Annotated in this window: 28 protein-coding genes and 1 pseudogene; 19 read left to right on the top strand and 10 right to left on the bottom strand. The window is 72.6% G+C overall.

Going from position 1 to position 25,528, the window contains the following annotated elements:
* Nucleotides 1-124 precede the first annotated feature (124 nt).
* The 10 genes and pseudogenes from BIV23_RS25170 (at nucleotide 125) to BIV23_RS54015 (ending at nucleotide 9,228) form a co-directional block, all read left to right on the top strand.
* Nucleotides 125-1,624 (top strand): MFS transporter, encoded by a 1,500-nt coding sequence (locus BIV23_RS25170; protein ID WP_177240023.1) that lies wholly within the window; start codon nucleotides 125-127, stop codon nucleotides 1,622-1,624.
* A gap of 34 nt (nucleotides 1,625-1,658) precedes the next feature.
* A pseudogene (locus BIV23_RS25165) lies at nucleotides 1,659-1,916 on the top strand (alpha/beta fold hydrolase); the annotation flags it as partial.
* A gap of 126 nt (nucleotides 1,917-2,042) precedes the next feature.
* On the top strand, nucleotides 2,043-3,125 hold the full coding sequence (locus tag BIV23_RS25160) for an NADH-quinone oxidoreductase subunit B family protein (protein WP_071383217.1): 1,083 nt from the start codon (nucleotides 2,043-2,045) through the stop codon (nucleotides 3,123-3,125).
* A gap of 19 nt (nucleotides 3,126-3,144) precedes the next feature.
* Nucleotides 3,145-4,926, top strand: a complete 1,782-nt coding sequence (locus tag BIV23_RS25155) for a nickel-dependent hydrogenase large subunit (protein ID WP_071383216.1) — start codon at nucleotides 3,145-3,147, stop codon at nucleotides 4,924-4,926.
* 34 nt (nucleotides 4,927-4,960) lie between these two features.
* Nucleotides 4,961-5,872: a NifU family protein gene (locus BIV23_RS25150; protein WP_071383215.1), complete on the top strand. Its 912-nt coding sequence runs from the start codon at nucleotides 4,961-4,963 to the stop codon at nucleotides 5,870-5,872.
* On the top strand, nucleotides 5,869-6,498 hold the full coding sequence (locus BIV23_RS25145; RefSeq protein WP_071383214.1) for a DUF5947 family protein: 630 nt from the start codon (nucleotides 5,869-5,871) through the stop codon (nucleotides 6,496-6,498). Before BIV23_RS25150 ends, BIV23_RS25145 begins: the two co-directional genes overlap by 4 nt.
* The gene (locus tag BIV23_RS25140; RefSeq protein WP_071383213.1) at nucleotides 6,495-7,142 is read left to right on the top strand and encodes a DUF6084 family protein; all 648 of its coding nucleotides are present in this window, start codon (nucleotides 6,495-6,497) and stop codon (nucleotides 7,140-7,142) included. Before BIV23_RS25145 ends, BIV23_RS25140 begins: the two co-directional genes overlap by 4 nt.
* Nucleotides 7,139-8,551: a hypothetical protein gene (locus tag BIV23_RS25135; protein WP_071383212.1), complete on the top strand. Its 1,413-nt coding sequence runs from the start codon at nucleotides 7,139-7,141 to the stop codon at nucleotides 8,549-8,551. Before BIV23_RS25140 ends, BIV23_RS25135 begins: the two co-directional genes overlap by 4 nt.
* Nucleotides 8,548-9,108, top strand: coding sequence for a hydrogenase maturation protease (locus BIV23_RS25130; RefSeq protein WP_071383211.1), 561 nt, complete (start codon nucleotides 8,548-8,550; stop codon nucleotides 9,106-9,108). The genes BIV23_RS25135 and BIV23_RS25130 overlap by 4 nt, the downstream gene beginning before the upstream one ends.
* 3 nt (nucleotides 9,109-9,111) lie before the next feature.
* Complete coding sequence (locus tag BIV23_RS54015; protein ID WP_425443524.1) at nucleotides 9,112-9,228, top strand: DUF6893 family small protein; 117 nt, start codon at nucleotides 9,112-9,114, stop codon at nucleotides 9,226-9,228.
* Here BIV23_RS54015 and BIV23_RS25125 read toward each other — a convergent pair.
* Nucleotides 9,204-9,659 carry a helix-turn-helix transcriptional regulator gene (locus BIV23_RS25125; RefSeq protein WP_071383210.1) on the bottom strand — a complete coding sequence of 152 codons (456 nt, stop codon included), beginning with the start codon at nucleotides 9,657-9,659 and terminating at the stop codon, nucleotides 9,204-9,206. The genes BIV23_RS54015 and BIV23_RS25125 overlap by 25 nt on opposite strands.
* 86 nt (nucleotides 9,660-9,745) lie before the next feature.
* On the opposite strand from BIV23_RS25125, the gene BIV23_RS25120 reads away from it, so the two are divergent.
* The 7 genes from BIV23_RS25120 to BIV23_RS25090 all read left to right on the top strand — a co-directional run bounded on the left by BIV23_RS25120 (nucleotide 9,746) and on the right by BIV23_RS25090 (nucleotide 16,848).
* Nucleotides 9,746-10,144: a hydrogenase maturation nickel metallochaperone HypA/HybF gene (locus BIV23_RS25120; RefSeq protein WP_071383209.1), complete on the top strand. Its 399-nt coding sequence runs from the start codon at nucleotides 9,746-9,748 to the stop codon at nucleotides 10,142-10,144.
* Nucleotides 10,145-10,147: 3 nt separating this feature from the next.
* The gene (hypB, locus tag BIV23_RS25115) at nucleotides 10,148-10,897 is read left to right on the top strand and encodes a hydrogenase nickel incorporation protein HypB (protein ID WP_071383208.1); all 750 of its coding nucleotides are present in this window, start codon (nucleotides 10,148-10,150) and stop codon (nucleotides 10,895-10,897) included.
* Nucleotides 10,894-13,266 carry a carbamoyltransferase HypF gene (gene hypF / locus BIV23_RS25110; RefSeq protein WP_071383207.1) on the top strand — a complete coding sequence of 791 codons (2,373 nt, stop codon included), beginning with the start codon at nucleotides 10,894-10,896 and terminating at the stop codon, nucleotides 13,264-13,266. Before hypB ends, hypF begins: the two co-directional genes overlap by 4 nt.
* A gap of 10 nt (nucleotides 13,267-13,276) precedes the next feature.
* Entirely contained in the window at nucleotides 13,277-13,621 is a 345-nt protein-coding gene (locus BIV23_RS25105; protein ID WP_071383206.1) for a HypC/HybG/HupF family hydrogenase formation chaperone, read from the top strand.
* Nucleotides 13,618-14,739, top strand: coding sequence for a hydrogenase formation protein HypD (gene hypD / locus BIV23_RS25100; RefSeq protein WP_071383205.1), 1,122 nt, complete (start codon nucleotides 13,618-13,620; stop codon nucleotides 14,737-14,739). The genes BIV23_RS25105 and hypD overlap by 4 nt, the downstream gene beginning before the upstream one ends.
* 91 nt (nucleotides 14,740-14,830) lie before the next feature.
* Nucleotides 14,831-15,820, top strand: a complete 990-nt coding sequence (gene hypE / locus BIV23_RS25095; RefSeq protein WP_079173359.1) for a hydrogenase expression/formation protein HypE — start codon at nucleotides 14,831-14,833, stop codon at nucleotides 15,818-15,820.
* 65 nt (nucleotides 15,821-15,885) lie between these two features.
* On the top strand, nucleotides 15,886-16,848 hold the full coding sequence (locus BIV23_RS25090; RefSeq protein WP_245790628.1) for an alpha/beta fold hydrolase: 963 nt from the start codon (nucleotides 15,886-15,888) through the stop codon (nucleotides 16,846-16,848).
* Between the two features lie 58 nt (nucleotides 16,849-16,906).
* On the opposite strand, the gene BIV23_RS54010 is transcribed toward BIV23_RS25090, so the two are convergent.
* Nucleotides 16,907-17,149, bottom strand: coding sequence for a PadR family transcriptional regulator (locus BIV23_RS54010; protein WP_425443523.1), 243 nt, complete (start codon nucleotides 17,147-17,149; stop codon nucleotides 16,907-16,909).
* 77 nt (nucleotides 17,150-17,226) lie between these two features.
* On the opposite strand from BIV23_RS54010, the gene BIV23_RS50495 reads away from it, so the two are divergent.
* Nucleotides 17,227-17,370: a hypothetical protein gene (locus tag BIV23_RS50495; protein WP_177240022.1), complete on the top strand. Its 144-nt coding sequence runs from the start codon at nucleotides 17,227-17,229 to the stop codon at nucleotides 17,368-17,370.
* A 28-nt stretch (nucleotides 17,371-17,398) separates the two neighbouring features.
* On the opposite strand, the gene BIV23_RS25085 is transcribed toward BIV23_RS50495, so the two are convergent.
* The 6 genes from BIV23_RS25085 to BIV23_RS25060 all read right to left on the bottom strand — a co-directional run bounded on the left by BIV23_RS25085 (nucleotide 17,399) and on the right by BIV23_RS25060 (nucleotide 22,226).
* Nucleotides 17,399-18,265 (bottom strand): RNA polymerase sigma-70 factor, encoded by an 867-nt coding sequence (locus tag BIV23_RS25085; protein ID WP_071383202.1) that lies wholly within the window; start codon nucleotides 18,263-18,265, stop codon nucleotides 17,399-17,401.
* Complete coding sequence (locus BIV23_RS25080; protein ID WP_071383330.1) at nucleotides 18,262-18,819, bottom strand: carboxymuconolactone decarboxylase family protein; 558 nt, start codon at nucleotides 18,817-18,819, stop codon at nucleotides 18,262-18,264. The genes BIV23_RS25085 and BIV23_RS25080 overlap by 4 nt, the downstream gene beginning before the upstream one ends.
* Nucleotides 18,820-19,047: 228 nt before the next feature.
* Entirely contained in the window at nucleotides 19,048-19,353 is a 306-nt protein-coding gene (locus BIV23_RS25075) for a hypothetical protein (RefSeq protein WP_071383201.1), read from the bottom strand.
* A 37-nt stretch (nucleotides 19,354-19,390) separates the two neighbouring features.
* Nucleotides 19,391-20,191: a cupin domain-containing protein gene (locus tag BIV23_RS25070; RefSeq protein ID WP_071383200.1), complete on the bottom strand. Its 801-nt coding sequence runs from the start codon at nucleotides 20,189-20,191 to the stop codon at nucleotides 19,391-19,393.
* Nucleotides 20,185-21,117, bottom strand: a complete 933-nt coding sequence (locus tag BIV23_RS25065; RefSeq protein ID WP_071383199.1) for a DUF6807 domain-containing protein — start codon at nucleotides 21,115-21,117, stop codon at nucleotides 20,185-20,187. Before BIV23_RS25065 ends, BIV23_RS25070 begins: the two co-directional genes overlap by 7 nt.
* Complete coding sequence (locus tag BIV23_RS25060) at nucleotides 21,114-22,226, bottom strand: Gfo/Idh/MocA family protein (RefSeq protein ID WP_071383198.1); 1,113 nt, start codon at nucleotides 22,224-22,226, stop codon at nucleotides 21,114-21,116. The genes BIV23_RS25065 and BIV23_RS25060 overlap by 4 nt, the downstream gene beginning before the upstream one ends.
* A 311-nt stretch (nucleotides 22,227-22,537) precedes the next feature.
* Here BIV23_RS25060 and BIV23_RS25055 point away from each other — a divergent pair, with 311 nt between their 5' ends.
* The gene (locus tag BIV23_RS25055) at nucleotides 22,538-23,305 is read left to right on the top strand and encodes a maleylpyruvate isomerase N-terminal domain-containing protein (protein WP_071383329.1); all 768 of its coding nucleotides are present in this window, start codon (nucleotides 22,538-22,540) and stop codon (nucleotides 23,303-23,305) included.
* A 71-nt stretch (nucleotides 23,306-23,376) separates the two neighbouring features.
* On the opposite strand, the gene BIV23_RS25050 is transcribed toward BIV23_RS25055, so the two are convergent.
* Both BIV23_RS25050 and BIV23_RS25045 read right to left on the bottom strand, forming a co-directional pair.
* Complete coding sequence (locus BIV23_RS25050; protein WP_071383197.1) at nucleotides 23,377-24,321, bottom strand: C45 family autoproteolytic acyltransferase/hydrolase; 945 nt, start codon at nucleotides 24,319-24,321, stop codon at nucleotides 23,377-23,379.
* Nucleotides 24,322-24,404: 83 nt separating this feature from the next.
* Entirely contained in the window at nucleotides 24,405-25,520 is a 1,116-nt protein-coding gene (locus tag BIV23_RS25045; protein ID WP_177240021.1) for an alcohol dehydrogenase catalytic domain-containing protein, read from the bottom strand.
* Between the last annotated feature and the right edge of the window lie 8 nt (nucleotides 25,521-25,528).

Here is a 25,528-nt window from a genome sequence, read left to right as displayed (position 1 = left end):
GGCGTGACGACTCCGGCGAGGCCCCCGACGGCCGCCGGACCGTACCCGGGGAGGGTTCCGGTTGCAGGCTGTGGTGTGTGCCTGTGCCCTGGTGGGGAACGTGGTCCGTCCGGGTGCGCACCGGATGAGAGGAGCCCTTGTGACTGCGTCGACGCCGGCGGCGGGCGGCCGCGACCAGGCGGGTCCGCAGGAGCCCGGATACCAGCCGGACCCGCAGCGGTGGCGGGCCCTGTGGGTCACCCTGGTGGCCGGTTTCATGAGCCTGCTGGACGTGACGATCGTGGCGGTCGCGCTGCCCACCATCCAGCGTGACCTGCACGCCTCCGCCGCCCAGGTGCAGTGGGTCGTCTCCGGCTACGCCCTCAGCTTCGCCCTCGCCCTCATCACCGCCGGGCGGCTCGGCGACGCGCTGGACCGGCGCCGTATCTTCCTGCTGGCCCTCAGCGGTTTCGTGGTCTTCAGCGCGGCCTGCGGAGCGGCTCCCGACATCACGCTGCTGGTCGTGGCCCGGCTCGCGCAAGGGCTGGCGGCCGGGTTCATGGCGCCGCAGAACTCCGCACTGATCCAGCAGCTGTTCCGCGGCGCCGAGCGCGGCCGCGCCTTCGGTTTCTTCGGCGCCACCGTCGGCATCTCCTCCGCCGTCGGCCCGCTGACCGGCGGCGCTATCCTCGCCCTGGCCTCCGGTGCGCAGGGCTGGCGCTGGATCTTCTACGTCAACGTCCCCATCGGTGTCGTCGCCGTCGTCCTCGGCCGCCGTCTGCTGCCCCGCGTCCGCCGCGCCGGCCGAGCGGGCGGCCGTCGGCGCGGCCGTGTGGACCTGCCCGGCGTCGTGCTCCTCGGCCTCGGTGTCCTGGCGCTCATGTATCCCCTGGTCCAGGCCGACTCGGGCGGGCTCGGGCGGCTGTGGTGGCTCTTCCCCGTCGGCGTCGTCCTCCTCGCCGCCTTCACGCAGTGGCAACACCGGCTCGTCGCCCGCGGCGCCCAGCCACTGCTCGACCCTCGCCTGTTCACCACCGTGCGCGGCTACGCCATCGGCGCCTGCGTCGGCACGCTGTACTTCATCGGATTCAGCGGTGTCTGGCTGGTCTTCGCGCTCTTCTACCAGCACGGCCTGGGCTACTCCCCGCTCCGCTCCGGCCTGGCCGTCACCCCGTTCGCCGTCGGGTCGGCGAGCGCCGCCGTGATCGCCGGCCGGCTCGTGGAGCGGTTCGGCCGCACGCTCACCGTCTGCGGCCTCACGGGGGTGCTCGTCGGCCTGGGCGGCACCGCGCTCCTGCTCCGCTTCGCGCCCCTCGGCGCCGCGCCCTGGTTTGCCGCTCCCCTGCTGCTCCTCGGTGGCGTCGGCAGCGGTTTCGTGGTCTCCCCCAACATCACCATGACCCTGCGGGACGTCCCCGTGCACATGGCCGGTGCCGCCGGCGGCGCCCTGCAGACCGGACAGCGACTGGGCGCCGCGGTCGGCACCGCCGCCCTGCCCGGGCTCTTCTACGTCACGCTCGGCCGGAACGGCCACTACCCCGCCGCCCTCTTCACCGCGATCGGCGCCGCTCTCATCGGCATGGCGGCCTCCCTGGCCCTCGCCGCGTACGACTGGCGACGCGACCGGACACCCGGCCGGTCCTGAGCCCCGTCCCCCCGGAGAGCCACGCTGACCCGGGCTGTTCCGCGACTGCCCCGCCGACGTGGACCTCCACCCGCGGGTCCACCAGTACTTCCGTGACTCCGGGGTGTCGCTGCCGGCGGTCCGGGGAGCGGGCGACGAGATCTTCGGGCCCGCGGGCGGGGAGGCGTTCCGCCAGGACCTGCCCGATGCCGAGATCCAACTGCCCGACTCCGGGCACTTCGCCCTGGAGAGTCACCTGAAGTCCGTCACCGGACACATCCGCGACGTCCTCGCACGCGTCCTCGTCCCCTGATCCGCCTGACCCTCCTGATCCGCCGGTAGGGCCGGATCACACTTACCCGCGAGCCGCCGGGGGTGCTACACCGAAAGGGGTTGCTTCGCACCACCCCGTTGCCCTGCGCGGATTCGAGGAGGGTTCATGAATGCCTCGACCGACACCGTGGCCGATCCGGCCGCCTCTGTTGATCAGCGGGACGAACCGACCATACACATACTCTGGATCAACGCCGGTCTGAGCTGCGACGGGGACTCGGTCTCCCTGACCGCGGCGAGCCAGCCGAGCATCGAGGAACTCGCCCTCGGCGCACTGCCCGGGCTGCCGAAGGTGGCGGTGCACTGGCCGTTGATCGACTTCGAGTGCGGGCCGGTACAGGGGGCGGACAATTTCGTCGACTGGTTCTTCAAGGGCGAGCGGGGCGAGATCGACCCGTTCGTGCTGGTCGTGGAGGGGTCCATCCCGAACGAGCGGGTGAAACCCGAGGGTTACTGGTGCGGCTTCGGCGACGATCCGGAGACCGGCCAGCCGATCACCACCAGCGAGTGGCTCGACCGGCTCACCCCGAAGGCACTCGCCGTGGTGGCCATGGGTACCTGCGCGACGTACGGCGGCATCCACGCGATGGCGGGCAACCCCACCGGTGCCATGGGGGTGCCCGACTACCTCGGCTGGGACTGGAAGTCCCAGGCGGGCATCCCGATCGTGTGCGTCCCGGGCTGCCCGGTGCATCCGGACAACGCCTCCGAGACGCTGCTCTACCTGCTGTACCAGGCCACCGGGGCCGCGCCCATGATCCCGCTGGACGCGGAGCTGCGGCCGACCTGGCTGTTCGGCGCCACCGTGCACGAGGGCTGTGACCGGGCCGGCTACTACGAACAGGGCCAGTTCGCCGAGGAGTACGGCTCGCCGCAGTGCCTCGTGAAACTGGGCTGCTGGGGCCCGGTGGTGAAGTGCAACGTGCCCAAGCGGGGCTGGATCAACGGTGTGGGCGGCTGCCCGAACGTCGGGGGCATCTGCATCGCCTGCACCATGCCCGGCTTCCCGGACAAGTTCATGCCCTTCATGGACGAACCGCCCGGCGCGCAGGTCTCGTCGACGGCCAGCACGGTCTACGGCTCGGTCGTACGGCGGCTGCGGCACTTCACGGAGCACACCGTGGACCGGGAACCGAAGTGGCGGACCAAGGGCGAGAAGCTCACCACGGGCTACCGAGCGCCGTGGTGACGGGAATCGGAGCGGCATCATGGCGACGGTGAAGGACAAGTCGGCCGGTGGCAACCTGGTGGAGATGTCCTGGGACCCCATCACCCGCATCGTGGGCAGCCTGGGCATCCACACGAAGATCGACTTCAAGGCCAAGCGGGTCGCCGAGTGCTACAGCACGTCCTCGGTCTTCCGCGGCTACAGCGTCTTCATGCGCGGCAAGGACCCGCGGGACGCGCACTTCATCACCAGCCGCATCTGCGGCATCTGCGGTGACAACCACGCCACGTGCTCGGTCTACACGCAGAACATGGCGTACGGCGTCGTACCCCCGCACCTGGGCGAGTGGATCATCAACCTCGGCGAGGCCGCGGAGTACATGTTCGACCACAACATCTTCCAGGAGAACCTGGTCGGGGTCGACTACTGCGAGAAGATGGTCCGGGAGACCAACCCGGGCGTGCTGGAACTGGCCGAGCGCACCGAGGCCCCGCACGCCGCCGAGCACGGCTACCGCACCATCGCCGACATCATGCGCTCGCTGAACCCCCTGGAGGGCGAGTTCTACCGCGAGGCTCTCCAAGTCAGCCGCTACACACGGGAGATGTTCTGCCTGATGGAGGGCCGCCATGTGCATCCCTCCACGCTCTACCCGGGCGGTGTCGGCACCGTCGCCACGGTGCAGCTCTTCACGGACTACCTCACCCGGCTCACCCGCTACGTGGAGTTCATGAAGCGCGTCGTCCCGCTGCACGACGACCTCTTCGACTTCTTCTACGAAGCGCTGCCCGGCTACGAGGACGTCGGCCGGCGGCGGGTGCTGCTGGGCTGCTGGGGTGCGCTGAACGATCCGGAGCACTGCGACTTCAGCTACGCCCGGATGTCCGACTGGGGCCGGCACATGTTCGTCACGCCGGGCGTCATCGTCGACGGCAAGCTGGTCACCAACGACCTCGTCGACATCAACCTCGGCATCCGCATCCTGCTGGGCTCCTCGTACTACGAGGACTGGGCAGGGATGGACAAGTTCGTGGAGTACGACCCGCTCGGCCACGAGGTCGACGAGCGCCACCCCTGGAACCAGCACACCATCCCCGCCCCGCAGAAGCGCGACTTCGAGGACAAGTACAGCTGGGTGATGTCCCCGCGCTGGTTCGACGGCACGCAGCACCTCGCCCTGGACACGGGCGGCGGCCCCATCGCCCGGCTGTGGTCCACGGCCCTGTCCGGGCTGGTCGACATCGGATACGTGAAGGCCACCGGGGACAGCGTCCAGATCCATCTGCCACGCACCATGACCAAGCCGGAGACCACCCTGGAGTGGCACATCCCGAAGTGGAGCAACGCCATCGAACGCAACCGCGCGCGCACCTACTTCCAGGCGTACGCGGCCGCCGCCGCACTGCACTTCGCCGAGCAGGCGATGGCCGAGGTCCGGGCCGGGCACACCCAGACCTGGGAGAAGTTCGACGTGCCGGACGAGTCGATCGGCTGCGGCTTCACCGAGGCCGTCCGCGGGGTACTGAGCCACCACATGGTCATCCGCGACGGCAAGATCGCCAACTACCACCCGTACCCGCCCACGCCGTGGAACGCCAGTGTCCGCGACACCTACGGCACCCCGGGGCCGTACGAGGACGCGGTGCAGAACACACCGATCTTCGAGGAGAACCCGCCAGAGACCTTCAAGGGCATCGACATCATGCGCACGGTGCGCAGTTTCGACCCCTGTCTGCCGTGCGGCGTGCACATGTACGTCGGCGGCGGGCGGACCGTCGAGCACACGCACCTGCCCACCGGCCTGAGCGGGCTGTCCGCCTGATCCGGCCTGACCTGCGCGAGAGGAGGGCCCGTCGATGGCCGGACCGGACGTGGGCGCGCGCATCGTCGCCCTCCTCGACGAACTCGGACGCACGGCCGACCCCGAGGCCCGCGCCAGGGCCGACGAACTGGTACGCACACTCGTCGAGTTCTACGGCGAGGGGCTCACCCGTGTGGTGCGGCTGCTGCGCAACGCCCCGCCGGGTGCGGACCCGGTCGCCGTCCTCGTCGCCGACGAACTCGTCGCCGATCTGCTGATCCTGCACGACCTGCACCCGGACGACACCCTGACCCGGGTCGAGCGGGCCCTGAACAGAGTGCGCCCCTACCTCGGCTCGCACGCGGGCGACGTCGAGATCGCCGGGCTCGACGCCGCGGCCGACGAGGGGCCGGTCCTCCGGCTGCGGCTGCGGGGCAGTTGCGAGGGCTGTCCGTCGTCGGCGCAGACCGTGCGCTGGACCATCGAGGAGGCCGTGGCCCGGCTCGCGCCCGAGATCGCCCGCATCGACGTGGAGAGCGCGGGTGCCACCGCCGGCTCCGGGCCGCCCCTGCTGCAGATCCTGCCCCGTCCGCCCGACGACGCGCCCGCCCCGAGCGCCGCCGACGGTGCGGCGCCGGGCCCCGCGCACTGGCACACCGTCGTCGCCGACCGGCTCCCCCGCCGGGAGGAGACCCTGGTCACGGCGCAGGTGGACGACGCCCGTCTGCTGCTCGTACGGCTGCCGGGCGGACTGTACGCCTACCGCGACCACTGTCCGGTGTGCGGTGCCCGGCTCGGTGACGCCGTGCTCGCCGGGGACCTGCTGCGCTGCGCCGGCTGCGGCACCGACTACGACGTACGGCACGCGGGCGCCGGAGCCGACGGGCACCTCGATCCGCTCCCCCTGTTGCAGGAGGACGGCGCGGTGCGCGTCGCGCTGCCCGAGCGTCCGGAGGCGGTGCCATGACCACCGACGTCCTGCGGCAGTTCGCCCGCCGGCCCCCGCCGCCGGGCGAACGGTGCGAGCTGTGCGGCGAGCCGCTGCCCGCGGAGCACCGGCATCTGGTCGACACCCGGCTGCGCTCCCTCAAGTGCGTCTGCCCCTCCTGTCATCTGCTGCTGGACCGGCCCGGGGCGGGAGGCGGCCGGTTCCGGGCCGTGCCGGCCCGCTATCTGGTCGACCCCGCCTTCCAGTTGGACGAACAGGACCGTGCCCGGCTCCAGATCCCCGTCGGACTCGCCTTCTTCTTCCGGAACTCCGCACTGGACCGGCTGTGCGCCTTCTACCCCAGCCCGGCCGGCGCCACCGAGAGCGAACTCGATCCGCGGACCTGGGACGAGGTCCTCGGCCGCACCCGGCTGACCGCACTGCTCGAACCCGACGTCGAGGCGCTCCTCGTCCAGCGGGCGGACGGTGCCGGGCCCGGCCTGTGCGCGCTGGTCCCGGTGGACGTCTGCTACGAGCTGGTCGGCCGGATGCGTCTGCACTGGAAGGGGTTCGACGGCGGCTCCGAGGCACGCGCCGACCTCGCGGCGTTCTTCGAGCGCGTCCGGGCCGCCGCCCGCCCCCTGGGCCCCGGGGACACACCATGACCGACCTCGAGTTCAGCTGCACCGGTGTACGGCCGGAGCCGTACGGCACGGGTCCCACGCTCCTGTTCGGACTGCGGATCGAGGAGAGCGACCACCAGCCGGTGCACGCCATCGCCCTGCGCTGCCAGATCCGTGTCGAGCCCGCCCGCCGCACCTACGAACCGGAGGAGGTCGACATGCTCGCCGACCTGTTCGGTGAACCGGGACGCTGGAGCACCACGCTCAAACCCCTCCAGTTCGCGCACGCGTCCATCAGCGTGCCGGCCTTCACCGGGGTGACCGAGGTCGACCTGCCCGTGCCCTGCACCTACGACACGGAGGTGGCCTCCGCGTCGTACTTCCGGGCGCTCACCAAGGGCGAGATACCGCTCCTGCTGCTGTATTCCGGCACCGTGTTCACCGGGCGCCAGGGCTTTTGCGCCGAGCCCATCCCCTGGCACAAGGAGTCCACGTGCCGGATGCCGGTGCAGGTCTGGCGGGACATGATCGACGCCTACTTTCCCGGCACCGGCTGGATCCGCGTACGCAACGACTGCCTGGAGGAGTTGCGCCGCTACCGGTCCCGGCATGCCCTGCCGTCCTGGGAGCAGGTCTTCACCGAGCTCCTCGATGCCGCCGACGCGCACGGGAGGCGAGCGACATGACCGGTGGCCGGCACACCGAGGACACACTGGCCCACGCGCGCGCGGTCGCCGACGCGGTGCTCTACGAGGGCTATGTGCTCTACCCGTACCGCGCGTCGGCGGCCAAGAACCGGCTGCGCTGGCAGTTCGGGGTCCTGTACCCGCCCGCCCTGACCGCGCCGGGTGAGACCCGCGAGCTGCGGACCGAGTGCCTGCTGGAGCCGCGCGGCGCGCCGAAGGTGGATGTCGAGCTGCGCTTCCTGCGGATCCGGCGGCGCACCGTCGAGCGCCTCGCCGCCGACGGCACCGCCGTCGAGGTGTCCGAACTGGAGCTGCCGGACCGCGTCCTGGTGCCCTGGGACGAGGGCGAGGAGGAGCGCATCCGCATCCATCTGCCCGTCCGCGTCCCGCCCCCGGACGGCGAGGACCTGGACGTGGCGTTCGACCTGCCCGCCGCCACGAGCCGGGAACCGGTGCCGGACGCGGCCGGCCGGACCGTGGGCCGGCTCGTGCGCCGGACCGCACGCGTCACCGGCATCATCGCACCGGCCCTGGAGGAACTGCCCGGCCCGTACCGGGTCCTGCGGCTCACCCTCACGGTGCGCAACACAACGGCCGTGCCCCCCACGGAGACCGGGCGCTCCGCCGCGCTCGCGCACGCCATGATCGGCACCCATCTGCTGCTCTCCGCGCCGGGCGGTCACTTCCTGTCGATGACCGACCCGCCGGAGTGGGCCCGCGCCGACGTCGCCGCGTGCCACAACGACCACACCTGGCCCGTCCTGGCGGGCGCGGACGACACGGACGACGTCGTCCTCTCGGCGCCGATCATCCTGGCGGACCATCCGGCGCTCGCCGAGGAGAGCCCGGGGCCGCTGTACGACGGCACGGAGATCGACGAGATCCTCTCCCTGCGCACGGCGGCCCTCACCGACCGGGAGAAACGCGAGGCGCGGGGGACCGATCCGCGCGCCGCCGAGGTCATCGACCTCGTCGAGAGCATGCCCCCGGCCGTACGCGACCGGCTGCACGGCGCGATCCGCGAGCTGCGCGACGGCACGGCGCCGCCCACGCCCGGGCTGGAGCTGCCCGGCGGCACCGGGCACCCCTGGTGGGATCCGCAAGCGGACCCCGAGGCCGCCGAGGCCGCCGAGGCGGTCGCGGCGGTGGTCGTCGACGGTGTCCTCGTCGGCGCCGGAAGCGCCGTGGTGCTCGCGCCGGGCGCCCGCCGGACGGACGCCCAGGACGCCTTCCTGCGCGGGCGGCACGCCACGGTCGAGGCCGTGGTGACCGATCTGGACGGCGAGACGCACCTCGCGGTGGTCCTGGCCGACGACCCCGGAACCGACCTGCGCCGTGCCCAGGGCCGGTTCCTGTACTTCCGGCCCGACGAGGTCAGGCCGCTCACCGGCACCGAGGAGGAGCCATGACCGGCGCACCCGCGCCGCGCCGCCCGTCCGTGCTCGTGGCCGGCATCGGCAATGTGTTCCGGCGGGACGACGGGTTCGGGGTGGAGACCGTCCAGCATCTGGCCCGCCGAGGCCCCGGCACGCTGCCGCCGGGGGCGGAGCTGATGGACGTGGGCATCCGCGGGCTGCATCTGGCCTACCGGCTGCTGGACGGCTGGGGCACGCTCGTCCTGGTGGACGCCGTGCACCGGGACGGCCCTCCCGGCACGCTCTACACGATCGACGCGGGCCGGCCGACGGAGTACGCGGAGTACGACGACGGCACGGAGACCGGCGGCGGTCCCGGCGAGCTGGACGGTCACGCGATGGATCCGGCCGCCGTACTGCGGCTGACACGGAACCTGCAGGCCGCCATGGGCGGCACCCTGCCGGAGCGCCTCCACGTCGTCGGCTGCGAGCCGGGCGACGTCGGCGACGGCCTCGGACTCACCCCGCCGGTGGCGGCAGCGGTGGAACGCGCCGCCGATCTCGTCGCGGATCTGGCGCGACGGGCGGCACTCACAGCGACGAGGAGTTGACCCATGAACGAACACCCGGGTCTGGCCTGGATGGGCCTCGCGGTCGGTCTGGTGCTCGCCTACGAGGTGGTGCGGAACCTGACGGACGTCTCGCGCTATTTGCGTATGCGACGCATGTGAACGGTGGACGAAGGATCCACGGAGGGAGGTTCCGTGGATGCGCGGTCGGTGGACAGGGGTGCCGACGGCCGGTCGTCGCCGGCGCCGGCGGCGGCATCCGTCAGCTGGACGTAGCGCTCCAGGAAGACATGGAGGATGCCGTGCAGCTCCCCCAGGCGCACGAACCACAGGGCCAGTTCCATCGCGCCCTGATGGGTCACCGCGTACACGCGCCGGGCCGGTCCGTGGTCCGAGGCGTCCCAGTGGGACGTGACGGCGCCGCAGGTCTCCAGCCCCCGCAACACGCGGTAGACATGTGCCGACTCCGCGTCCGGCCAGCCCATGTCGACCAGCCTGCGCACCAGTTCGTAGCCGTGTCCCCCGCGCTCGGCCAGCAACAGCAGCAGAACGGGCGTGAGCAGCGTGCGGCGTTCGACCTCGTACGGGTTCATCGCTCTCTCAGCCTAGCCAATCCGCCTCCCGCGCACCGTCCGAGAGCCGGGGCGCGGGGGAAACAGGAGGTCAGGAGGTCACCCGGATGCACGAGTTGTCCATCGCCACGGCCGTCGTCGACGAGGTGCGGCCCCTGGCGGGCGCGGACGTCGTGCGGTCGGTGACGCTGCGGATCGGTGAGCTGGCCGCGGTCGTCCCCGAGGCGCTGGAGTTCGCCTTCGCGGTGGCCGCCGAGGGCACCGCGCTGGCGGGCGCCGAGCTGCGGATCGACACTGTTGAAGGACGAGCCCGCTGTGACGGCTGCGGCCGCGAGGGGCCCACCGGGATGCCCCCGGTGCTCTGGTGCGAGGCATGCGCCCGGCCGCTCGTCCTGCTCTCCGGCCGCGAGCTGGAGATCGTCCGGCTGGTCACGGCCCCCGGCCCCGGACCGGTTCCCGCCGCCCCTGCCGCCTCGGACAAGGAGCGCTCCCCCACCCGGAGGTAGCCCATGTGCCGCTCGGTCGACCTGCACCGGGCCGTCCTCGCGAGGAACGACGAGAACGCCACCGCGCTCCGCCGCTATCTCGACCGGCACGGCACGATCGCCGTCAACCTGATGTCCAGCCCCGGCAGCGGCAAGACCGAGCTGCTGGAACTCCTCCTCACCCGTGCCCGCGCGCGGGGCACGCCCGTCGCGGCCGTCACCGCCGACCTCGCCACCGAGAACGACGCCCGGCGGCTGGCCCGCTCCCGTGCCCCTGTCCGGCAGATCCTCACCGACGGGCTGTGCCATCTGGAGGCGGGGATGCTCCAGGCCCGGCTGGAGCCCTGGCTGCCCGAGGGCACCCGGCTGCTGTTCGTCGAGAACGTCGGCAACCTCGTCTGCCCCGCCTCCTACGACCTCGGGGAGACCCTGCGGATCGTGCTGGTGTCGGTCACCGAGGGCGAGGACAAGCCGCTGAAGTATCCGGCCGCGTTCGGGCTGGCGCAGGCCGTCGTCGTCACCAAGAGCGACCTGGGCGACGCAGTCGGCTTCGACCGGGCCGGCTTCCTCGCCGGGCTCCGGCAGGTCAACCCGCACGTCCCCGTCTTCGAGACCTCGGCCCGCACCGGCGCCGGCGTCGACGGCCTGCTCGCCCATGTCATGGCCTGCGCCGACGGCCGGGCGCCGCACACGCCGGTGCTGGCGCGGCAGCACGAGGGCCTGCTGCACCGGCACGCTCCGGGCACGGCGACCGCACCGGGAGCGGCGCCATGACCACGGCACGCGCACGTCGGCACGTCACCGTGCGGGGCGTCGTCCAGGGCGTCGGCTTCCGTCCGTTCGTCCACGCGCTCGCGGCCGAGCACGGGCTCACCGGCTGGGTCGCCAACGACGCACGCGGCGTGGACACCGAGGTCGAGGGGCCGGTGGCCGCCGTCGAGGCGTTCTGCGAGGAGATCGGCACCCGGGCGCCGCCGCTCGCCGTGGTCGAGTCCGTCCAGCACCACGCCGTACCCCTCGGCCACGACACCGGTTTCACCATCCGCCCCTCCGGCAGCGGCCCCGGGCGCACCCTGGTCTCCCCGGACACCGCGACCTGCGACGCCTGCCTGTCCGAACTCGCCGACCCGGGCGACCGCCGCCACCGGCACCCGTTCATCACCTGCACCCACTGCGGCCCCCGTTTCACGATCATCACCGGGCTGCCGTACGACCGGATCACCACGACCATGGCCGGCTTCCCGCTCTGCCCGGACTGCGCCCGCGAGTACGGCGACCCCGCCGACCGGCGCTTCCACGCCCAGCCGATCGCCTGCCCGCGCTGCGGCCCGCGGCTGGCCCTGCTGCACGCGCCGGGCACCGCCCACACCCTGCCCGGCGCGCTGGACGCACCCGGGGTCGCCCGGGACGCCGAGGCGCTCGCCGAGGCCCGCCGGATGCTGGCGGACGGGGCCGTCGTCGCCGTCAAGGGCATCGGCGGCTACCACCTGGCCTGCGACGCGTCGGACCGGCTGGCCGTACGCACCCTGCGCAAGCGCAAGAACCGCGGCTCGAAGCCGTTCGCCGTCCTGGCCGACGGCATGGCGACCATCGAGGGCATCGCCCACGTCGGCGACGCCGAACGCGCCCTGCTGCTCGGCCCGCGCAAACCGATCGTCCTGCTGCGCCGCCGCGCACCGGCACCGGGCGACGTGACGGCGGACGTCGCCCCCGGCAGCCCCGACCTCGGTGTGATGCTGCCGTACTCGCCGCTGCACCGGCTGCTGCTGGGCCTGCCCGGCGATCCGCCCGGCCCCCGTGTACTGGTGCTGACCAGCGGCAACCGGGCCGGCGAGCCGATCGCCACCGACGACGCGGACGCGCTGCGCCGGCTGGACGGCCTGGCGGACGCCTGGCTGCTGCACGACCGGCCCATCCATGTGCCCTGCGACGACTCCGTGGTCCGTGTCTGTGACGGCGCGGAGCTCCCCGTGCGCCGCTCCCGCGGCTACGCCCCCTTCCCCGTCGCCCTGCCCGCGCCGGTCGTGCCGGCGCTCGCCGTCGGGGGCGACCTGAAGAACACCTTCTGCGTGGGCGACGACCGGTACGCCTGGCTGTCCGCGCACGTCGGCGACATGGACGACCTGGCCACCCTGACCGCGTTCGAGCGCGCCACGGCCCACCTGGCGGACCTGACCTCCGTCACTCCCGGGCTGCTGGTGGCCGACCTGCACCCCGGCTACCGGTCCGCCCAGTGGGCCGTGCGTGCCGGACATGAGCGCGGGCTGCCGGTCGCCCGCGTGCAGCACCACCACGCCCACATCGCCTCGGCCATGGCCGAGCACGGCCTCGACGGCTCCGCACCGGTCATCGGGGTGGCCTTCGACGGCACCGGCTACGGCGACGACGGCACCGTGTGGGGCGGCGAGGTGCTGCTCGCCGACTACGACGGGTACCGGCGCCTCGCCCACCTCCGCCGCGTGCCACTGCCCGGCGGCGACGCGGCCGTACGCAACCCGTACCGGATGGCCCTGTCCCACCTGTGGAGCGCGGGTCTGCCGTGGAGCCCGGAGCTGCCGAGCGTCCGCGTCACCGCGCCCGGCGAACGAGCGCTGCTGGAGCGGCAGTTGGTACGCGGCCTCAACTGCGTTCCCACCTCCAGCATGGGCCGTCTCTTCGACGCGGTGTCCTCGCTGACGGGTGTCTGCCACCGGGTCGCCTACGAGGCGCAGGCCGCGATGGAGCTGGAGTGCGCGGCGCTGACGGAGCCCGGCGACGGCACGGGCGACGGCCCGGCGTACCGGTTCGCGCTGCGGCCCGAATCCGACGCCCCCGGCGCCCTGTTGGTGGCCGACGCCGCACCGGTGCTGGCCGCCGTGGCCGTGGAGGTGCTCGCCGGAATCCCGGCGGGGCGGATCGCCCGCCGGTTCCACGACGCCGTGGTCACACTCGTCCTCGACCTGTGCCGCGCGGCCCGCCGGCGCACGGGCATCGGCACGGTGGCCCTGTCCGGCGGGGTGTTCTGCAACACCCTGCTCACCTCCGGCTGCCGCAGCGCACTGGAACGGGACGGGTTCGCCGTCCTCGCACACCACAAGGTGCCCCCCAACGACGGCGGCCTGGCCCTGGGGCAGTTGATCGTCGCCGCCCGGACCGGAACGTGAGGAGCTCATCATGTGCCTGGCCGTTCCCGGCCGCGTGCTGGAGATCGAGGAACGGGACGCGACGCGCATGGCGAAGGTCGACTTCGGCGGCGTGGTCAAGGAGGTGTGCCTGGAGTACGTGCCCGAGATGCAGGTCGGTGACTACGCGATCGTGCACGTGGGGTTCGCGCTGCAGCGACTGGACGAGGAGTCCGCGAAACAGACCCTGGAGCTCTTCGAGAACCTCGGGGTCCTGGAGGAGGAGTTCGGCGACGCCTGGGCGAAGGCGGCCCGCGACGCCGGCGCGCAGCGGCCCGTGGGCACCACGCCCCCGCCGGGGGCCGCGCAGGATGCCGACGAGGAGGGCCGGCCATGAAGTACCTCGACGAATTCAACGACCCGGTGCTCGCCCGGCGCCTCTTCGACGACATCAGGGCGCTCACCACGCGCCCCTGGTCGATGATGGAGGTGTGCGGCGGACAGACGCACTCGATCATCCGGCACGGCATCGACCAGTTGCTGCCGGACGAGATCGAGCTCATCCACGGCCCAGGCTGCCCCGTCTGTGTCACCCCGCTGGAGACCATCGACAAGGCGCTGGAGATCGCCTCCCGCCCCAAGGTGATCTTCTGTTCCTTCGGTGACATGCTGCGGGTGCCGGGCAGCGGACGGGACCTCTTCAAGGTGAAGAGCCAGGGCGGCGACGTCCGGGTCGTCTACTCCCCGCTGGACGCGCTGCGCCTCGCCCAGGACAACCCGGACCGCCAGGTGGTGTTCTTCGGGATCGGGTTCGAGACCACCGCACCGCCCAACGCCATGACCGTGTACCAGGCGAAGAAGCTCGGCATCACCAACTTCAGCCTGCTCGTCTCGCATGTGCGGGTGCCGCCCGCGATCGACGCCATCATGAACTCCCCCGACTGCCGGGTGCAGGCGTTCCTCGCGGCCGGTCACGTCTGCACGGTGATGGGCACCGCCGAGTACCCCGTACTCGCCGAACGCCACAAGGTCCCCATCGTGGTGACCGGCTTCGAACCGCTCGACATCCTGGAGGGGATCCGCCGTGCGGTACGGCAGTTGGAGACCGGCCGGCACGTCGTCGAGAACGCCTACCCGCGCGCCGTACAGCCCGAGGGCAGCCCGGCGGCCAGGGCCATGCTCGCCGACGTCTTCGAGGTGACCGACCGGCCCTGGCGCGGCATCGGCGTGATCCCGCAGAGCGGTTGGCGGCTGTCCTCCCGGTACCGGGACTACGACGCCGAACACCGCTTCTCGGTGGCCGACATCGACACCCGGGAGTCCACGGTCTGCCGCAGCGGTGAGGTCCTCCAGGGGCTGATCAAGCCGCACGAGTGCGCCGCCTTCGGCAAACAGTGCACTCCGCGCAACCCGCTCGGCGCCACCATGGTCTCCAGCGAGGGCGCCTGCGCGGCCTACTACCTCTACCGCAGGCTCCAGCTGCCGACCACGGAGGAGGCGAGTTCCGTTGGCTGACGCACTCGACGCGACCGGGCCGACGTACGCGCCGGCCGACTTCTCCGGCTGGACCTGCCCCGCTCCGCTGCGCGACCACGACCGCGTCGTCATGGGCCACGGTGGCGGCGGAACCCTGTCGGCCGAGCTGGTGGAGCACCTCTTCGTGCCCGCCTTCGGCAACGACGTGCTGTCCGAACTGGGCGACTCCGCGCGGCTGCCCGCCTCCGGCGAACGGCTCGCCTTCTCCACCGACTCCTTCGTGGTGCGGCCGCTGTTCTTCCCCGGCGGGAGCATCGGTGACCTGGCGGTCAACGGCACGGTCAACGACCTCGCCATGGCCGGGGCCCGGCCGCTCTTCCTGTCCTGCGGGTTCATCCTGGAGGAGGGCGTCGAACTGGCTGTGGTGGCACGGGTGGCCGAGGCGTTCGGCGCGGCGGCGCGCGCGGCCGGGGTGACCGTGGCCACCGGTGACACCAAGGTGGTCGAAGCCGGTCACGGGGACGGCGTGTTCATCAACACCGCCGGTATCGGCCGCATCCCCGACGGCGTCGACATCCATCCGCGCCGGGCCCGGCCGGGCGATGTGATCCTGGTCAGCGGCGCCATCGGGGTGCACGGGGTGGCCATCATGAGCGTCCGTGAGGGCCTGGAGTTCGGCGTGGAGATCGAGAGCGACACCGCTCCGCTGGGCGACCTGGTCGCGAACCTGCTCGCCGCCTGCCCGGACGTCCATGTGCTGCGCGACCCCACCCGCGGCGGCCTCGCCACGACCCTCAACGAGATCGCCGCCGCGTCAGGCGTCGGCGTGGCCCTGGAGGAGGACGCGCTCCCCGTGCCGGACGCGGTCGCCAACGCCTGCGCCCTGCTCGGCCTCGATCCCCTGTACGTCGCCAACGAGGGCAAGTTGGCCGCCTTCGTGCCCCCGGACCGGGCGGACGCCTGCCTGGCCGTGCTCCGGGCGCATCCGCTGGGCAAGGAGGCGGTGGCCGTCGGCCGCTGTGTGCCCGATCACCCGGGCATGGTCGTCTCTGCCACGGGCCTGGGCGGCACCCGCGTGGTGGACATGCCGCTGGGGGAACAGCTGCCCCGCATCTGCTGAGGGCTCGGGTGACGTCCGTATCCGGCGGCGGTGACCGAAGATCACGACGAGCGTAGGCTCGTGCCATGGTTGAGCACCGCATGATCGACGTGAACGGCATCCGCCTCCACATCGCCGAGCAAGGCAGCGGCCCCCTGGTGGTGCTGCTGCACGGCTTCCCGGAGTCCTGGCACTCCTGGCACCACCAGTTCGGCCCCCTGGCCGACGCCGGCTACCGCGTGGTCGCCCCCGACCAGCGTGGCTACGGACGCAGCGACCACCCCGACGAGGTCGACGCGTACACCATCCTCCACCTGGTCGGCGACGTCGTCGGGCTGATCCGGGCCCTGGGCGAGGACAAGGCGTTCGTCGTCGGGCACGACTGGGGCGCCCCCGTCGCCTGGCACACCGCGCTGCTGCGCCCCGACATGGTCCGCGGCGTGGCCGGTCTGAGCGTGCCGCCGCCCTTCCGGGGCACGCAGCCGCCGCTGGCCGCCATGGAGAAGCGGTTCGACGGCCGCTTCTACTGGAACTACTTCAACCGGCCCGGGGTCGCCGACGCCGAGTTCGCCCGCGACGTGCGCACCACGCTGCGCAAGTTCTTCTACGCCGCCTCCGGCTCCGCCCGGTCCGACGGCAAGGTCGTGCAGCCGCTGATCGAGCACGGCCACGGCTGGCTCGAGAAGCTGCCCGACCCGGAGGTACTGCCGGAGTGGTTCACCGAGGAGGACCTCGACGCGCTCACGGAGAGCTTCTCCGGGGGCTTCACCGGGGCCCTCAACTGGTACCGCAACCTGGACCGCAACTGGGAGCTCACCGCCGCCTGGCAGAACGCCACGGTCACCCCGCCGGCGCTGTACATGTACGGCGACCGCGACCTCGTCCCGGCCTTCCCCGGCACGCCCGAACTCATCGCGAAGCTCCCCCACCTCATGCCCAACCTGTGGCGTGACCCGATCGAGCTCGCCGGCTGCGGGCACTGGACACAGCAGGAACGCCCGAACGAGGTCAACACCGCCCTCCTCGAATTCCTCAAAGCACACTCCTGATCCGCACCCACCGAGGCGGCATCGCTCCGGGCCCCGGCGACGGCCACGCCGGGGCCCCTCACGAAATCGGCCTGCGCCCCGTACGCGTACGAGGACGACCCTGAGCCCGGCTGCTGACGGTGCGCTTGATCGCCGGGTACAGCGTCCCGTGGCTGACCGCCCGCGCGTGCCCGGTGGGCCGCGCGATCCGGGTCCGCAACTCGTAGCCGTGCAGGGGCACTTCGCACAGGAAGCCCAGAATGCTCAAGGTCCAACACGCTTGGCATGAGGACGAATGACAAATCCGAGCGGCTGAATCCACCGGCCCGGCGGCGTGGCTGGGCCGGTGGAGCGGCCGGTTCGGAGCAGGGTGGTCGCAGCCGCCGTCGAGGAGGAATCGTGAAGCGTCGTGTCGTCGCCGTCCTGGCCGCTGTCGCCGCCGGACTGATGCTGTACGCGGTACCGGCCGCGGCGCGGGACGGTCATGGCCAGAGCGAGAGCGACGACTGGAACGTCCCGCTCACCAACATCGGCCTGTTGTAGTACGGCGGAACCACCGGCCATGGCTCCGTCAGTCGCCCAGACGGACGCGTGTGAGCTTGTCGGGGTTGCGGATCAGCCGGATGGCGCTGATGGTGCCGTCCTCCGCGAGGTCCATGCACGCCACCGTATCCGGATGGTCGCCCGAGGTGACGAGGCGGCCCGGGCGTCCGTTGACCAGCACATCGTGCACGGCGAAGTCCGGGATGTGGGTGGCGAGGACGCCGAGGATCCAGCGGGCGACCTTGTCGGGACCGTAGATCGGGCGCAGCGCGGCGCGGATCTTTCCGCCGCCGTCGGTCCAGGCGGTCACATCGGGAGCGAGCAGGGTCATCATCCGGTTGAGGTCTCCGCCCAGGCAGGCGGCCAGGAACTCGTCGGTGGCCTTGCGGCGTACCTCCGCGGGGGCGTCGTAGCGGGGCCGGCGGGCCTGCACATGACTGCGGGCCCGGCTCCCGACCTGACGCACCGACGCCTCGGTGCGCTCCAGCATCCCGGCGATCTCGGGATAGCCGAAGCCGAACACCTCCTTGAGGACGAACACCGCCCGCTCCAGCGGCGACAGTGTCTCCAGGACCACCAGCATCGCCAGCGAGATCGCCTCCGCCTGCTCGATCCCGTCACCTGCGTCCGGCGCGCTCACCAGCGGCTCCGGGAGCCACGGGCCCACGTACGACTCGCGCCGGACGGCGGCGGACTGCGCGCGGTTGATCGAGAGGTTGGTGACGATCCGGCACAGGTACGCGCGGGGATGGGTGATCGAGTCGGCGTCGACGGTGCTCCACCTGAGCCAGGCGTCCTGGACGATGTCCTCGGCGTCGGCGGCGCTGCCCAGCATGCGGTAGGCGATGCCGAACAGCTGCGGCCGGTGTTCCTCGAAGAGTTCAAGTGCGCTCACGCACGCGACGGTACCGCGCAGCGATCCGAGAACCCTTGGCCGGTCAGGCCGAAGGCGCTGTTCATCCGGGAGCGCAGGTTCTCCACGGCGACGATCGCGGTGAGTTCGACGAACGCGGGCTCACCGAGCCGTTCGATCAGCCGGGCCGTCAGTTCGTCGGTGACGGTCGGCTGGGTCTCGGTCATCGCCTCGGCGTACTCCAGGACGTCCAGCTCCAGTTCGGTGAACTCCGTACGGCGCTCGCGCCAGACGGGTACCGCGTGCAGCTTCGCGCTCGGCATGCCCTCGTTGTGGGCCTCCCAGTAGCCGAAGTCGGTGCACCAGGAGCAGCCGATCAGGTGCGCGCTGGCCATGACGGCGAGCAGCTTGAGCCGGGGGTCCAGCGTGTTCCACTTGGCGAGCGACATCTCCATCCGCGCGTCGGTGAGCATGACCTTGCGGTTGTGGGCCAGCGCGCGGACGGGGTCGAGGACCGCGCCGTAGGTGCGCCTGGAGTACCACTCGCTGATCCGGTAGAGCAGGGTGCGCGGCGGGTCGAGCGAGATGCGGGCCATGGGGATCGCCTCCGGTGTCGGGAACGGCGTCGGGAACTCCGGCGTCACCAGGGCAGACCGGCCGGTCCTCCCGGCTGTGACATGCCGACCGGATGGTGTGACCTGGACCACATGCGGACAGGTCTTCCGTCACGCCCGCTGGAAGCGTAGGTTCCGGGTACCCCGCGACGGCGCCCGCAAAGGCGCTGGTCCGCCAGTCCCGGGCAGGCGGACCAGCGGGGGCCAAATTCATCTCTGCACCCCGCACGCGTGCGACCGGCATCTGGCGACACCCGCCGCCCCACGTCCGGCGCCCCACGAGCCGTACGTCCACGGCGGTGTGGCCACGGCGAGGACGATCAGGCCGGTACCGCCGAGAACATGGCCGGTGTCGCGCACGGCTGCACGCGCCGCCGCCCGCCGGTCAGCGAGGGACTCGGCGCGGGCGCGCAGCGCGACGAGTGGCGCACCCATGGTGATCGCCGTGGCAGCGACCGCGAACAGCGGGCCCCCGGACAGACCGGTGCGGGCCGGGGCGAGGTGGCCGCACGACATGGGGCGCGTCGCCGCCGGCGGCCTGGGGGCCGCGAGGTCATCCCTTCCTCCGAGCGCCGGTCGGCGTCCAGGCCGTCGGCTCGCCGTGGTACGGCAGCGTCGTGCCCGGCAGCGCGTACTCGTCGCGGCGCCCGCACATCCCGAAACCGCCCAGTCGGCTCGGTTCGCCCCGGTACGCGGTCGCGCCGGCGAGGTAGGCCGGCTCGCCGGACTCCAGGGCGTCGAGCTGGGCGCCGGTGCGTTCGGCGGCGGCGAGGGCGCCGGCTCGCCACAGCTCGCGCCAGGCGGGCACCCGGGCGCGGACCAGGCGGGCGGCGGTCTGCTGGAAAGCGCGGTACGGGCCGCTGTCCCCGGCGATCAGCGCCTCGCGCAGACCGAGGTAGCCCTCGACCGCGAGATCCCGGCGGCGCCGGGCGGCCGCCTCGGTCTCCGGGCCGGTGCCCGGCGGCAGGGTGGCGGCTGCCGCGTACCGCTCGGGGTCGGCGAGCACCTCGGGCGGGAACGTGAACACGGCGTCCCCGGCCTCGGGCAGGCCGCCGTTCTGCATCAGCACGGTGATCCGCAGGTCACTGCCCTGCACCATCCGGTGCACGGTGCCGGGGGTGAACCAGGCGAGGGAGCCGGGTCCCAGCGGGATGTCCCGGTAGCCGTCGGGGCTCAGTGTCTGCACCGCACCCCGGCCTCCGGTGACGACGTACGCCTCGGTGCACACCAGGTGCAGATGCGGGCTGCCGCCGCAGACACCGTCGGCGGCCTCCCAGTCGTAGGCGCTCAGGTGGGACAGGCCCACGGCGCCGGGCAGCGGATGGGACGGCCCCGGCTCGGCCCCGTTCACCAGGGCAGGCCTTCCAGGTGCCGGCTCACGCGCTCACGGTCCCAGGCGCCGTCGGCGACGACGACCCGGTAGCGGTAGCCGAAGCTCTCCCCGGGCGGGAGTGCGAACTCCTCGAAGAAGGCCCAGGAGAACGCGACGGTCGGGATCGGTTCGGAGCGTACGAACCAGTGCGAGGCGTGGATCGCGGACGACTCGTCCAGGTTCTCGGGGGCGTGGGCGAAGACGAGGGTGGAGTGCGCGTCGGTCCCGTCGTGCTCGGCGCCGAAGGCCAGCCACGGCCCCTGACTGCCCATCACCTTCTCGGCGCCGACACCCGGTTCGGAGTCGGGGGTGAAGACGCGGCCGCCGGTGAAGTCGCGCGGGCCGCGCCACTGGAGGCCGGTGTAGCCGGCCATCTCACGGCCGACCGTGGTCGGCGAGCCGAACAGCAGGGGTTCGTCGTGGGTGTTGGTGAGGCGGATGGACCAGTCCAGGGTCCACGCGCCGGCCTCCTCGTCCACCGTGTGCACGGCGAGCGAGCGCACCTCGCGGGCCCACTCCCGGCCGCCGTTCTCGATCCAGGTCAACTCCTCGGTGATGTCGAGGCGTTCGCCGGTGACGGTGAGGTCGCTGAAGCCGTCGTGCCGCATCGAGCCGACCCGGTCGGGCAGTCGCAGATACCCCTCGCCGTGCACATAGCAGTTGCCGCCCCAGAAGTTCTGCCCGGACAGATGGCTGGCCGTCATCTGCAGGCCCTTGTGCCAGCGGTGATCGTTCGGCCGGTAGCCGGTCACGGTCCGCCCGGCGAGGGTGCGCACGGGGTGGGCGTAGGGCTTTCGGGCCTCGAAGGCGTCCGGGTCGGGGCGGTAGACATAGCGGAGGATCTCGGTGCCGTTCGCCGCTTCGACCGCCAGGTGTTCGCCGTGGACGTGGCTGACTCGGATGGTCACGCGCGCTCCTTGGGGGCCCAGTCGGGGTGGTCGCCGTGCATGGCCGCGTAGTACGGGTCACCGGGGCCGATCTCGCCCGCCCGCACCGGCTGTCCGGTGAACGCCGCCTTGTAGAGGGCGGCGGCGAACTCCAGAGTGGCGCGGGCGTCGGGGCCGCTGCCCGGAGGCCGCTCGCCGCGGTCGAACGCGTCGAGGAGAGCGGCGAGCTGGGCGGTGTGCGAGCTGGGCACGTCGGCGGCGGGGGTGCGCCAGAGCGCGGCGCGCTCGGGATCGACGTGCGGCGCGGGGGTGTAGACCCAGTCGTCGTTGCCGTGGCCGTAGAGGTGGGTCAGTTGCAGGGTGGCGTCGGAGAAGTCGACGCGGATACGGCTGACCTCGTGCGGGGACAGGACGCTGTTGACGACGGTGGCGAGCGCGCCGCCGCGGAACCGGACGAGGGCGGTGGAGACGTCCTCGCTCTCGACGTCGTGGACCAGCCGGCCCGCCATGGCCCGCACCTCCTCCCACTCCCCCAGCAGGTGGAGCAGCAGGTCGTACTGGTGGATGCCGTGCCCCATGGTCGGCCCGCCGCCCTCGGTCGCCCACCGGCCGCGCCACGGAACGGCGTAGTAGTCGGCGTCCCGGTGCCAGGTGGTCTGGCAGTGAGCCACCAGCGGGGTGCCCAGCGCGCCGCGCGTGATCAGCTCTCTGGCGTGTACGGCGCCGGAGCCGTAGCGGTGCTGGAAGACCACCGAGGCGAAGGCGCCGGAGGCCTCCTCGGCGGCGGCGATGTCGTCGTACTCGGCGAGCGACAGGCACAGCGGCTTCTCGCACAGCACCCAGGCGCCCGACGTGAGCGCGGCCACGGTCTGCTCGCGGTGCAGCGCGGGCGGGGTGCCGATGAGGACCAGATCCGGGCGTACGGCGTCGAGCATGGCCTCCGTCGAGGCGAATCCGGCGACCTGTGCCCCCGCCTCCTTCCGGAAGGCGTCCAGTCTGCCCTCGTCCACATCGACGGCGGCGACGAGTTCGACGCGCTCGGCATGGGCTCTGAGTGCGGGAAGGTGGCTGTCGGTGACGATGGCGCCGGTGCCGATGACGGCGACGCGGCGTCGTGCGGCGAGGGACATGCAACGCTCCTGAGGGCTCGGCAGACGGAGTCAGGCACCCATCGGGCGCCCTGCCGAGCGCCCGGGAGAAAGCGCTTGCCCGTACGAGGCGACCCTAGGGGCGACGGGATTGTCAGGACAACCCCTGTGCGGGGAAATTCGCTGGTGCGGGGGTCGGATGGGCCGGCTGAGGCAGCAGCGGTATACCGCCCTGGCGCGGAAGGCCGTGCCAGGAGCCCGGCACGGGAGACCACGACGAGCCCGGCCGATGGTACCGCCCTCGCGGGCGCGCTGGTTTGGGCGGCGGCCGGCCGGGCTACCCATGGCGCGTGATGTCCTCCCGGGTCGAGGAGACCCTGCCGGAGCTGGTCCCCTTCGTGCGAGCCGTCCAGGCCAGGCGGCCCGACGACGGCACGTGGTGCGAGGCGTGGACGGTGCGGGACGTGCTGGTCCACCAGACGGGCAATGCCGAGGAACTGGCCCGGGTCCTCCAGGCGTTCCTCGACGGCACCCCGGTGGAGACCCGGGGTTTTGATCGTGAGGATCCCCATCGGCGGCTGTCCGACCCCGATCTCTGGGCGACGTTCCTGAACCGCTGCGAGCGACTCGCCGAGGTCGCGGCGGCTGCCGCACAGGAGCTGTCCCCGGACACCGAGGTGAGATGGACCGGCCGGACCGTGAAGGCCCCCTTCTTCGCCGAGCACATGCGCGAGGAACTGATCCTGCACCGCTGGGACCTGACCGGCGACGACCGTACGGCGGTGCGGGCGCTCAACGAGCCGTGGATGACGGAGCACAGCGTGACCTCGGTCGGCCGGCCCCTGCTGGAGCGCGGCCGGGCCGGGCTGCGGCCGGGGCCCGGGGGGCGGGTCGAGGGACGCCTTCGCACGCCGGGCACGGACGACGTCGTGGTGACCGCCAACGCGGACTCCGGAACCATCCGGCTCGCCGCCCCCGAGGGCCCCGCCACGATCGAGAGCGACGCGGCCACGCGGGTGCTGCTGCTGTGGGGCCGCCGCCCCGCCGACCCGGCGCGCTGGCACAGCTCTGCCGGTCCGGAGGCGCTGCGCAGGGTACGGCGCCTGCTGGGCGGTTACTGAGGGCTCCGCTCCCTCCCCCGGTCCGGGCGCCGGGCTCCTCCCGGCGTCACGGGGCGCACCCCGCCCCGTGCTCAGTCCGGCCGGCCGATCGTCACGGTGCGGGACCCGGGAGCGAAGCCGGCGAAGGACTGTGCCCAGGACTCGCCGGGCCAGTAGTAGGTCACCCGGCCCTCGGAGGGCTCGTAGTGGGCGGTGTAGACGGTGCCGGACCCCTCGTCGTACCGCGACCGGTACAGCGGCGGCCGCAGCATCGCCGACACGTCCGTGCCCGCCGCGCGGACGGCGCGCAGCCGCTCCTGGGTCCGGGAGACCCGCTCCTGCTCGTCGGGCACCGGCAGATGCTGGTGGTTGGCGGCGCAGGCGTCCGGTGCCTCGGTCAGCGGGATGTCCGGCCCCACGAACACCGTCGCCGCGCGTTCGGGGTCGACGAGGGTGACGTTCTGCGGGATGGAGATCGGGATGGAGCGCAGCCTGCCGATCGCGTCGCCGACGGTGTCGCACGTCTCCAGCAGGTAGCGCAGCACGATCAGGACGGCGAAGCCGGGGCCGTGGAGGAACCGTCCGCCGAAGGTGAGCGAGACCGCGAGCCCGGCGTCGTTCATCCCGTCCAGCAGCCCCCAGGCCGCGTCCTGCGTACCGATCACGGGGCGGAGGAAGCGGGAGGAGACGATGGTGCCCTCGCAGTCGTCGGGGTCGAAGTCGTAGTTGCGCAGCAGGGTGCCGGTGTCTCCGGTCTGGGTGCAGCCGGAGAAGAACGGCCGCAGGGCCGCGAGGGTGAGGAAGGTCTCGCCGTCGGGCCGGTCGAGCCCGCGGGCGAGCCGGTCGAGGACCGGGGCCAGTTCCGGCATGTGCGTCTCGAACAGCTTCCGCGCGCGCTCGGCGCCCTGCGCGGTGCGGCCCTCGTCGGTCAGCCACCCCTGTGCGTCCGGCCAGAGCGCCTGTGCGTGGGCCGCCCATCGTCCGTCGCTGCCGTCCCCGACCTCGATGGCGCGGAACGTCTTCTGCTGCCGGCTCATGCCTGCCGCTCCCTTGCGGGTGTCCGGTGAAGTAGCAGCAACTTAACCAATTTCGCGGCGAATTGACCACCGTCGTGGTCGGATCACGAGCGGGCGAGCGGCCGGCCGTCGCTGCGGACGGCCGGAGTGAGGACGGTGCGGTCGAACGGGCCCGCGTGCGCGGCGGCGTGGGCGATCGCGTCGTTCACGGCATCGAGCGGGAAGGACCGGACCTGTTCACCCGCCAGGTCCAGGGTGCCGCCGACAAGGAGCCGGACGATGCCGACGTTCGCCGTGCGCGGGATGCACCACTGACCGCGCACCGTCACCGAGTTGCGCATGAGCCACGGGTACGGGAGCGCGAGATCGGCACCGCCGAGCATCCCGACGCCGCCCATGAGGACGACGCGGCCGTACTCGCGCACGCTCATGGCCGCCGTGCGCACCGCCGTGCCGGGCGCGCTCGGGGGCAGCAGGTCGAGGACCATGTCGATCGGACCGTCGGCCGCCGCGGTCATCGCCGCGCGGTCCGCGTCCTCCGGTCCGGTCAGCTCCACCGGGCGTACGCGCGGGCCGAACCGCTCCGCGAGGAGGCCGAGGGCGGCCCGGTTCCGGCCCGGGGCGATCACCCGGCCCGCGCCCATCGCGAGCGCGACCGCCACCGCGCTGCTGCCGAGGTTCCCGGTCGCGCCGCTGACGAGCAGTGTCTCGCCGGCCTCGAGCCCGCCCGCCAACAGCCCGCCGTACGGAATGGCGTACACGCCGAGCGAGGCCCAGCGGGCCGGGTCGTCGCCCGCCGGCTCGGGCAGCGGGAAGACGTTCTCCGTCGGGACCCGCATGCGTTCGGCGAACGACCCGTGGTGCAGATGGCGCGCCAGGCGGGCGCCGCCGTCGCCCCGGGAGCTCCAGCCCTGGAGCGCGATGTCGGGCGTCAGCGCGTCGTCCCGGGAACGCACCGTCGGGTCGCACCACACCAGGTCACCGACGCTGAGCCGGGTGGCGTCCGGGCCGACATGGACGATGCGCCCCACGCCGCCCGTACCGGGTACGACGGGCGGGACCAGGGGGTAGTTCCGGGCACCGCTGACCACCTCGGCGGCGTAGGGCAGTACGCAGGCGGCGACCACCTCGACCACCACCTCGCCGTCCCTCACCTCGGGGTCGGGCAGCTCCCGCACCACGAGCGGGGCGCCGAACTCCGTCAGTACCGCTGCGCGCACGTGTGACC

It is taken from the genome of Streptomyces monashensis (genome assembly GCF_001866665.1).
Lineage (GTDB): Bacteria > Actinomycetota > Actinomycetes > Streptomycetales > Streptomycetaceae > Streptomyces > Streptomyces monashensis.
The sequence above is the reverse complement of the archived record's forward strand: the minus strand, read 5'-3'. Positions and strand labels throughout refer to the sequence as shown.

Bases quoted from the DNA above. Each gene is read 5' to 3' on its own strand.
- BIV23_RS25155 (WP_071383216.1), top strand. From the start codon at position 3,145: ATGGCGACGGTGAAGGACAAGTCGGCCGGTGGCAACCTGGTGGAGATG.
- BIV23_RS25130 (WP_071383211.1), top strand. From the start codon at position 8,548: ATGACCGGCGCACCCGCGCCGCGCCGCCCGTCCGTGCTCGTGGCCGGC.
- BIV23_RS25135 (WP_071383212.1), top strand. From the start codon at position 7,139: ATGACCGGTGGCCGGCACACCGAGGACACACTGGCCCACGCGCGCGCG.
- BIV23_RS54015 (WP_425443524.1), top strand. From the start codon at position 9,112: ATGAACGAACACCCGGGTCTGGCCTGGATGGGCCTCGCGGTCGGTCTG.
- BIV23_RS25055 (WP_071383329.1), top strand. From the start codon at position 22,538: ATGTCCTCCCGGGTCGAGGAGACCCTGCCGGAGCTGGTCCCCTTCGTG.
- BIV23_RS25160 (WP_071383217.1), top strand. From the start codon at position 2,043: ATGAATGCCTCGACCGACACCGTGGCCGATCCGGCCGCCTCTGTTGAT.
- BIV23_RS25050 (WP_071383197.1), bottom strand. From the start codon at position 24,321: ATGAGCCGGCAGCAGAAGACGTTCCGCGCCATCGAGGTCGGGGACGGC.
- BIV23_RS25075 (WP_071383201.1), bottom strand. From the start codon at position 19,353: ATGTCGTGCGGCCACCTCGCCCCGGCCCGCACCGGTCTGTCCGGGGGC.
- BIV23_RS25105 (WP_071383206.1), top strand. From the start codon at position 13,277: ATGTGCCTGGCCGTTCCCGGCCGCGTGCTGGAGATCGAGGAACGGGAC.
- BIV23_RS25080 (WP_071383330.1), bottom strand. From the start codon at position 18,819: ATGGCCCGCATCTCGCTCGACCCGCCGCGCACCCTGCTCTACCGGATC.
- BIV23_RS25150 (WP_071383215.1), top strand. From the start codon at position 4,961: ATGGCCGGACCGGACGTGGGCGCGCGCATCGTCGCCCTCCTCGACGAA.
- BIV23_RS25125 (WP_071383210.1), bottom strand. From the start codon at position 9,659: ATGAACCCGTACGAGGTCGAACGCCGCACGCTGCTCACGCCCGTTCTG.
- hypD (WP_071383205.1), top strand. From the start codon at position 13,618: ATGAAGTACCTCGACGAATTCAACGACCCGGTGCTCGCCCGGCGCCTC.
- BIV23_RS25120 (WP_071383209.1), top strand. From the start codon at position 9,746: ATGCACGAGTTGTCCATCGCCACGGCCGTCGTCGACGAGGTGCGGCCC.
- BIV23_RS25060 (WP_071383198.1), bottom strand. From the start codon at position 22,226: ATGTCCCTCGCCGCACGACGCCGCGTCGCCGTCATCGGCACCGGCGCC.
- BIV23_RS25170 (WP_177240023.1), top strand. From the start codon at position 125: ATGAGAGGAGCCCTTGTGACTGCGTCGACGCCGGCGGCGGGCGGCCGC.
- BIV23_RS25140 (WP_071383213.1), top strand. From the start codon at position 6,495: ATGACCGACCTCGAGTTCAGCTGCACCGGTGTACGGCCGGAGCCGTAC.
- BIV23_RS25090 (WP_245790628.1), top strand. From the start codon at position 15,886: ATGGTTGAGCACCGCATGATCGACGTGAACGGCATCCGCCTCCACATC.
- BIV23_RS25145 (WP_071383214.1), top strand. From the start codon at position 5,869: ATGACCACCGACGTCCTGCGGCAGTTCGCCCGCCGGCCCCCGCCGCCG.
- hypB (WP_071383208.1), top strand. From the start codon at position 10,148: ATGTGCCGCTCGGTCGACCTGCACCGGGCCGTCCTCGCGAGGAACGAC.
- hypF (WP_071383207.1), top strand. From the start codon at position 10,894: ATGACCACGGCACGCGCACGTCGGCACGTCACCGTGCGGGGCGTCGTC.
- hypE (WP_079173359.1), top strand. From the start codon at position 14,831: ATGGGCCACGGTGGCGGCGGAACCCTGTCGGCCGAGCTGGTGGAGCAC.